The 8,379-nt window shown below is 43.7% G+C and carries 7 protein-coding genes; all 7 read right to left on the reverse strand.

Annotated features, from left to right (window positions below):
• Positions 1 to 953: family 43 glycosylhydrolase (locus ACH2DQ_RS10255; protein ID WP_394914173.1), on the reverse strand; the 953-nt coding region annotated here is incomplete at its 3' end.
• Positions 954 to 983: 30 nt separating this feature from the next.
• Entirely contained in the window at positions 984 to 1,973 is a 990-nt protein-coding gene (locus tag ACH2DQ_RS10260) for a LacI family DNA-binding transcriptional regulator (protein WP_394914172.1), read from the reverse strand.
• Between the two features lie 84 nt (positions 1,974 to 2,057).
• Positions 2,058 to 3,572: an alpha-N-arabinofuranosidase gene (locus ACH2DQ_RS10265; protein WP_394914171.1), complete on the reverse strand. Its 1,515-nt coding sequence runs from the start codon at positions 3,570 to 3,572 to the stop codon at positions 2,058 to 2,060.
• Positions 3,573 to 3,693: 121 nt separating this feature from the next.
• Complete coding sequence (locus ACH2DQ_RS10270) at positions 3,694 to 4,521, reverse strand: carbohydrate ABC transporter permease (protein ID WP_394914170.1); 828 nt, start codon at positions 4,519 to 4,521, stop codon at positions 3,694 to 3,696.
• Positions 4,514 to 5,416, reverse strand: coding sequence for a carbohydrate ABC transporter permease (locus ACH2DQ_RS10275; RefSeq protein WP_394914169.1), 903 nt, complete (start codon positions 5,414 to 5,416; stop codon positions 4,514 to 4,516). The genes ACH2DQ_RS10270 and ACH2DQ_RS10275 overlap by 8 nt, the downstream gene beginning before the upstream one ends.
• Before the next feature lie 151 nt (positions 5,417 to 5,567).
• A complete protein-coding gene (locus ACH2DQ_RS10280; RefSeq protein WP_394914168.1) occupies positions 5,568 to 6,980 on the reverse strand; it encodes an ABC transporter substrate-binding protein in 1,413 nt (470 codons plus the stop codon).
• A gap of 413 nt (positions 6,981 to 7,393) precedes the next feature.
• A complete protein-coding gene (locus ACH2DQ_RS10285; RefSeq protein WP_394914167.1) occupies positions 7,394 to 8,035 on the reverse strand; it encodes a GNAT family N-acetyltransferase in 642 nt (213 codons plus the stop codon).
• Positions 8,036 to 8,379 lie beyond the last annotated feature (344 nt).

Genomic DNA, 8,379 nt, shown 5'->3' on the forward strand with positions numbered 1-8,379 from the left:
TATGATACAATCCGAAAAAACGGGAAGCCCTTTTCATTCCATTTTACCTGCATTAACATCGCATGCCGGTTTGGGTTATACAATGGATCACCGGTGATTTCCCTCTCCGTCCGCGCATGATACACCATTATGTCATTCCCCTGCTTATCTTTTGTAAAGGAATTATGTCCGGGTCCGTAGATGCCACAGGCTTCCTCTGATGCCAATACCGGCATACGCTCTTTTTTCCAGGACAGAGGATCCAGCAAATCACTTTCGCCGTCAGCACTGAGCATCCCCATGCAATAAGCCGTACCTGTTTCACTGGCGGAATAGGTCAGGAATATCCGTCCGTCTTTTTTTAATACAGCCGGGCCCTCATTTACCCAGAATCCAACACGTTCCCAGGAATAGTCCGGTGTGGTCAGAAGCACCTGTACGGTTTTTAACTTATAAGGCGTTTCTAATTCTGCGATATAGAGGTTGGAAATCTGCTTTCCAACTCCAACTTTTTCCGCCCATACATAATAGTATCTGCCCCGATTTTCAAATACAGTGGCATCCAGGGAAAAGCCGTGAAATGAAAATTCATCGTCATCTGCACACTGCATCATTCCCATTTCTCTCCAGGTACCGGTAATCGGATCTTCCTCACAGCATTCCAGTACATAAGGGCGGATTGCCCATACATCTTCCTTATCACCCGCTGCATAATACAGATACCATTTCCTGTCCAGGTAATGCAGTTCCGGTGCCCAGATGTGTTCACTCATATTCCCGCTCTCATGCTTATGCCAGATTTCTGTCTCCGGCGCACCCGGTAATTCCTCCAGGCTCCTTGCACGGCGCAGTACGATTCCGTCATAAGCAGGTACGGAAGCGGTGAAATAATACCAGCCATCACTGTGCTGGTAAACATACGGATCTGCCCGCTGTAAAATCCATGGTGTATTATATTTAAGTCCTTCTTTCATTTCCTTTATGCCTCCGCTGCCATATATAAATCAACCCAGTGTGTCTCCGTCCACCGGTTTGTACTTTACGATACGTTCCTTTTTTACTTTCTTTTCATTAATCAGGTCAAATAACAGACTTACAGAAGTCTGTGCCACCTCTTCCACGGAATTATAAATCGTGGACAGCTGAGGGGAAACATAACGCAGGATATCAATATTATCAAAACCCATGATTCCATAGTCTGTTACTACTTTTTTCCCTTTCAGCTGCAAATATCTCATTAATTCCAGCGCGATCATATCAGAGGTACAGAAAAAAGCCGTCCGCTTATCGGTATGCAGAAGTTCCTCATATGCCGGTTCCAGGTATTCCCAGCTTTGAATCAACCCCTGTTCCACATCCGGATAGCGATCCATAGTCTCTTGAAATCCTTTTGCCCTCTCTTCATGCACATAGACATTTTCTTTGGTTGCATCCGCCAAAGGCGGGCATACAAAGATGATCCTTTCATATTTCTTCTGAACAATCTTCTCCGCAGCCTCTCCAGCGGCTTTTTTTCCATCTATGCCCACAAATGGAATTCCCTTTGCCACCTTATTGTCAATGGTAACAATGGGGATCTCAAGGCTTTTTAAAAATTCCTTATATGCCTCCCCTTTGTTAATGGAGGACAGGATGATCCCGTCCATATGGTAATCCGCCAGCCGGCACAGCTGCTCCCTCTCTATTTCTGATTTATTTTCATGGAAGGCGATATTCACGGAATAATCAATCTTCCTGGCCTCTCTTACAATTGCATTTAACATCTGGGAAAAATAACGGTTGTCGGAATCCATAATTACAACGCCGATATAAAATGTTTTTCCCTTAACCAGCCCCCTTGCGAGCATGTCGGGACGATAGTCATGTTCCTTTGCTATTTTCAGAATCATATCTTTCGTCTCTTCATTAATTCTTCCTGTATTGTGAAGTGCCCGGTGAACGGTTGTCCTGGACACGCCGCACAACAGAGCCAGATCCTTTGTAGTTATACCCATCTTTATACCCCCTCTTGCATTTTATTCTATTACAATCCATATGGGTTTACAATATGAATTTCCGTGCGGAGGCACGAGATGCTATCACACACGTACTTTTACCCGGATCATATTCCAGGACAGGGGTTGAAGCTCACATGCCACACGGTTTCCTTCCACTTTTCCACCGGATACCCTGCGGGGCTTCACCGCATCGTGGCGGACTAAATTAGTCATTTTCTTATCCTCACAGCTCATGGTTACCTGCTCTGCAATTTCCTCCACTTGAAATCCCTGCAGTTCGCATTCAAAACAGATAGACTCATCCTCACTCCGGTTGATCAGGAAAAAGACCACTTCATGATCTTCTTCATTATATACCGTTACGCTGTCTGCATAAGGTACCTCACTAAACAGATCACAGGCATATGCCGGGCAGTCAAATACTTCCTCCAGGACAATTCCTCTTCCATATCTGGATGTATAGGAAAATGGATAAAAGATTGGCTGTACCCAGACTCCGCCGCCTTTTTCCGTCATAATAGCAGCGCTGATATTCGTAAGGAGAGACTGGCAGGCGATCTTAATGCGGTCTGCATATTTCAGGAAATTCATCAGCATACTGGCAAATAAAAGTGAGTCTTCCATGCTGTAGATCTGCTCGCTTAAGTTTGGCGCTACCTGCCAGGGACTTTCATCCACCTGGGCAGCCACTTCCACATCCGCCATGGACCACACGCCCCATTCATCGAAACTGATGTACAATTCTTTATCCGAACGCTTTTTTGCCTTCACATAATCGCAGGTACCGATCACCGTCTTAATATAACGTTCCATATCTAATGACTGTGCCAGAAAATAAGGAGTCCCCTTATCCTGCCCGTCGTAATACTGGTGCAGCGAGATATAGTCAACATAATCATACGTATAATTCAGCGTAATAGCTTCCCATTCCGGATAAGTTGACATGTCGGATTTGGAGCTGCCGCAGGAGACCACTTTGATGCTGCTGTCCACCTGCTTCATTGCCTTTGCTGTTTCCTGAGCCAGACGTCCGTATTCCTCCGCGGTCTTATGCCCGATCTGCCAGTCCCCGTCCATTTCATTTCCCAGACACCAGGTCTGAATCCCATATGGATTTTCCACTCCATGGCTTTTACGCATATCACTGTAAAAAGTTCCCTGGGGTATATTGCAGTACTCCACAAAAGAAACTGCATTTTCAATCCCCTTGGTCCCCAGATTCACTGCAAAAACCGGTTCAATCTCCGCTTTTTCAGCCCACTTCATAAATTCATTTGTTCCGATTTCATTTGTTTCAATTGCCCGCCATGCGATTTCCAGCCTGCGTGGCCGTTCTTCCACCGGACCTACGCCATCCCTCCAGTCATAACAGGATACAAAATTTCCTCCCGGATACCGGACTGCCGTAACTCCCATTTCTTTTACTTTTTCCAGAACATCCTGCCGGAATCCGTCTTTATCAGCCGTTGGATGCCCCGGCTCATAGATGCCGGAATACACTACCCGCCCCATATGTTCCACAAAGGAACCATAGATCCGTTTATCAATCTTTCCTTTTTTGAAACTTTTATTTACAATCATAACCGCTTTCTTCATTCTTCTACCTACTGTCATAAAGCCACAATTTACTGGTTGAAAGATTCACGCTGTGGCTTCCTTTCTATTTTGTAATTTCTTCCAACTCCGTGTCATAAATCGCAATAACCATTCGGAATCTCTACTCCTTCATACCTGCGGTAGCTATTCCCTCCACAAAATATTTCTGGCAGAATATATATAAGATCAATAAGGGTGCCAGAGAGATCAGTGTCGCCGCAAGGGTAGGACCGTATTTGATCACTTTGTTGCCCACAAGGACAGCAAGACCGGCGGACAGTGTTCTCTTATCTGCCGAACTGGTCATCATCAGCGGATAAAGCAGATCATTCCAGTTATTCATAAAGTGGAAAATGCCAAGGCTTGCAATTGCCGGTTTGCACAGGGGGAGCATCAGTGACCAGTAGATCCGGAATTCTCCCATGCCATCGATACGTCCGGATTCTTCTATGGATTTTGGCAGCCCTGCAAAAAATGACCGCATCATATAGATGCCAAATGCACTTGTAGCTCTTGGGAGTATCAATCCCAAATAAGTATCTAACAGATTTAATTTATAGACTTCAATGTAAAGTGGTGTCATGATAATTTGAAATGGTACCATCATAGTCAGCAATATAATGGAAAAGATAACGCCCGATCCTCTAAAATTCATTCTGGCAAATGCATACCCTGCCATGGAATCAAAAAATACACTGAGAACCGTTACCGCACCTGCAAAAATCACAGTGTTTTTGGTCATATCAAAAATAGGAATACTCTTTGTGACATACTTAAACTGGTTGAGCGTCCATTCCACCGGGAAAAATTTCGGTGGATACTGAATAACGCCCACATCCGTTTTAAAGGAAGATACCAGCAGCCACAAAATGGGAATGACAACCGTCAGGGCTACAAACAGCGTTAAGATAACGCCAACGATATTTCCAAGGGATCTTTTTTTAATCATTTGCTTCCTCCCCCTTATTCAGTACAAACTTTTTCAATACAAACGTGATAACTGCTATAATCACAAAGAGATATACCGATATGGAAGAAGCATAACCAAGATCATAGGGTGCAGTCTGGAATCCTCTGTCATAAATATACTGCACCACCGTCTCCGTCCTGTTCAGCGGACCTCCCTGAGTCATGACATAAGTCTGGTCAAATACCTGAAGGGCACTTATGGTCGTTGTGACCACACAAAAGCTGATGGTGGGAAAAATGCCCGGTATTGTAATATGGATAAATTTCTTCCACTGTCCCGCGCCGTCCATGTCCGCTGCTTCATAGAGCGATGCCGAAATATTCAGGACCGCAGCCGTTATCAAGGTCAGCGTATAGCCAAAGCCTTTCCATGCCGTAACTGCAATTACCGTAGGCATTGCCAGATTCGGATCCTTTAGAAAAGAGATGGATTTAAGACCCGTCTGCTCCAGCCAGTAAGGTACCAGTCCCATGTTGGGATCCAGAAGCATGGACCATATAATACTGATAGCGGTCATGGAGCATACAAAGGGCAGATAATAAGTAGACCGCAGCAGTTTGGTATATCTGTTATTTTTCGCTACATACATTGCCAGCAGCAGTGCCAGTCCTACTTGAAGGGGTACTTCAAAAAGTGTGAAATACAGGCTGTTAAAAGTAGCGTTTCCCACCCTGGAATCCTGGAATAGCTGTTTGAAATTTGTAAGTCCCGCGAATGAAATATCTTTCATAAAGATATTCATATTCAACAGGCTGATCACCAGCGAAGACACCAGTGGTATAAACACAAATATTGTTAAAATAATCATCGACGGCAAAATAAACAGATACGCACATTTCTGATTATGCGGCCGATATTTTTTTGGTTTCTTCATAGTTATACCCATTGCGTATTGCAGCGATGCCTGCAATACTGCCACAATAAGACAGGTTGAAAGAAAGATACCGTGGCTTCCTTTCTATTATTCATTTTCTTTCAACCTTTACATTCCATTCCATATTCCGTAGTACGATAACGCAATACCTTTATTTCCCCAGCACTTTATCCATTGCTGAAACCGCTTCTTCCAATGCTGCATCCGGGGCTGCCGCTCCTGTAATTACCTTTTCAAACATGGGAATCATAACATCGTTATCAATCTGGCTTGCCAGTGAATATCCCAGATTATAGGATCTGCCAATCTCTGTTGCCTTGGATATGGAGTTCAATACTTCGTCATCTTTAATTTCCGGATCTTCCAGCAATGATTTGGACCATACAGGGAATCCGTTTCTCTGTGACCATTCTTTCAGTGTTTCATCGGACAGCCAATATTTCATAAATTTATAGACAGCCGCTTTTTTCGTTTCATCTATTCCCTTTGGAATCATGTAACTGCATCCGCCTGCCGGAGAATAGGCACCGTCACTGCCGGATACACAAGGCGCGATACCAAAATTAATGCCTGCTTCTTTTAAACCGTTGATCTGCCATGGCCCGCTCATATACATTGCAATCTGCCCTGCCTGAAGCATGGTATCTGCATCCGGTCCCGTAAGATTCATGGGGGTCACTTTCTTATTTACAGCCAGATCCTGCAGCCATTCCAGGGTCTTCACGTTTTCTTCAGTATCAAGTAAGTTTTCATTCTTTACCGGGTCATCCGCATCTCCCCCGTTTGCCCATAAGAATTGCATATAGGTGACATTGGTGGGCAGTGCCAGTCCATATTGTCTCTTAGACTCGTCCGTAAGTTTTTCCGCAAACTGTGCTAATTCGTCCATGGTTGCAGGGGGTGTCTCCGGGTCAAGACCTGCTGCTTCAAACATATCTTTATTCCAATACAGGTACTGCACGTTATACTGCATTGGTACACCGTATAATTTTCCGTCCACACAGGAAAGATCCACTACATTATCCAGAAAATTCGTTTTGTCCACCCCTGTTGTTTCCCAAAAATCACTGATGTCCTCTAAAGAATCATTACTAACATAAGGTGCGATATTCTCTATACCAAACAGAACAAAATCAGGTGCCGTATTCGTGGCAATTGCTGCCGGCAGCTTCTGCTGGAGCGTATCATTCGGCATGATATCCATATTAATCGTTATGTTATCCGTATTCACAGCATTATAGTTATCCACGATCTCTCTTAAAATATCTCCGTCGGAACCGGTAAATACATTCCAGAAATCCAGGGTTACTGCTTCACCGGATGACTGCCCATCAGATGACTGTTCTCCTGATGTCTGTTCTCCTGATGTCTGTTCTCCTGTGGCTGCAGTATCTGTTTCCTTTTCTTCGCCTGCTGTTCCGGACTCTCCAGCCCCTTTTGTACTTGTGCTTTCATTTCCGGACGCTGTTTCTTTACTACCTGATGTGCTTCCCCCGCATCCTGCTAATGCACCTGCTGTCAAACTTGCTGCTAATAATACACTCCAAAACTTTTTCGCTTTCATATTCTACCTCCATATAGAATGAATACTGGCTGGTGGCTTCTTCACACAGTCCCAGTTTCCTTAGAGCAATTTTCTAAAATCTTTGCAGTGACTTTTTAAAAACTACCCTGGTGATTATCACCATTAGTCCCCCCTAATATTGTTTTGATTGAGACATGTTTTGGTGAACTTTATTTGCGTACACGTGTGCTCTACATTTAGAATTATATATAATGTACAGATTTTTGTCAAGTATGTTTTTTAGAATAGTGTCAAATATTTTATTTTACCGTCAACAACCCTGTTTCACGACTCAATATCTCCTATTTTTAGACACACGAAAAAAGCCGGTCCATTTGAGCATTTTTGTAAAATTACTCTCATGTCCAGCTGTATTTCTTTCCTATTGCTTCCATTATTTGTTTTTATTTTCGCTAAAACCTTAAGTTTACCAGAACCCGGAAATCAATCTGAGATTCCTCTTCCTTTTTTTCTTTGGGAGGAAAAGTACGTTCAAATGCTTCGAATTCCTCTTCCTTTACTTCAAATCCACTGCTCTCAATAAATCTTCCCTGAATTCCATTAAGAACCCCGGGTATTAATTCCAGAAGCTGCATCGGCACTGCATATTTGCCGTCTTCCGTCTTAATCTCATATTTTTCTCCACAGTGAAATCCAAATCTGCTGTAATACCGTGGATCACCGAAAATGCAAACTGCCTGATATCCAAGCTTTTTCGCCTTTTCCAGAGAGTAACGGATCAGTGCTGAACCGATTCCTTTCTTTTTATAATCAGGATGTACGCTCACCGGTCCAAAACACACCACCTCAAATGCCTCTTCTGCATCCGTCACTATAGCGCCCAGCGTATACGCAATGTGCCCTACAATCTTTCCATCCAATTCCGCTACCAGATCCAGCTCTTTGATAAATTCCTTTTGCTCTCTCAGATTATGGATCATAAAATGTTCTGTACACCCCGGTACATAGACATTCCAAAATGCTTCACGGGTCAACTCTTCTACCGTTCTGTAATCCTCCGGCTTTTCAAGCCTGATGTTTAATTGATCTATCATTTTGTCGTTCTCCTAAATTTTCTTTGATTTACTGCTTGCTCTTTGTAATATTCAGACTAGTGCCGCCCGGCGCAAATACGCCACTATATAGCACCCGCTATCTGCGCCAGGTGCACGACTGTGAATCTAGCCATAGCCCGCTACGCCGTCAATTCACAGTCGCACACCTGACACAGATATCAGGCACTATTTTTCGACGTATTTAGGCTGGGCGGCGCTCCGGGCAGAAAACTCCTTCCATTTTTTTCTGAATACTCCCAGTAATTCCATTCTTTCATTTTGGGAAAAACCGATAAAGCTTTTTATAATCCGTATTTCTTCTTTTTGTGCACCCTTGTTATTTA

This window comes from Robinsoniella sp. (genome assembly GCF_034124845.1).

What these genes read in the sequence shown, in the direction of transcription:
- ACH2DQ_RS10260 (WP_394914172.1), bottom strand. Translation starts at nt 1,973, where the DNA reads ATGGGTATAACTACAAAGGATCTGGCTCTGTTGTGCGGCGTGTCCAGG.
- ACH2DQ_RS10265 (WP_394914171.1), bottom strand. Translation starts at nt 3,572, where the DNA reads ATGAAGAAAGCGGTTATGATTGTAAATAAAAGTTTCAAAAAAGGAAAG.
- ACH2DQ_RS10270 (WP_394914170.1), bottom strand. Translation starts at nt 4,521, where the DNA reads ATGATTAAAAAAAGATCCCTTGGAAATATCGTTGGCGTTATCTTAACG.
- ACH2DQ_RS10275 (WP_394914169.1), bottom strand. Translation starts at nt 5,416, where the DNA reads ATGAAGAAACCAAAAAAATATCGGCCGCATAATCAGAAATGTGCGTAT.
- ACH2DQ_RS10280 (WP_394914168.1), bottom strand. Translation starts at nt 6,980, where the DNA reads ATGAAAGCGAAAAAGTTTTGGAGTGTATTATTAGCAGCAAGTTTGACA.
- ACH2DQ_RS10285 (WP_394914167.1), bottom strand. Translation starts at nt 8,035, where the DNA reads ATGATAGATCAATTAAACATCAGGCTTGAAAAGCCGGAGGATTACAGA.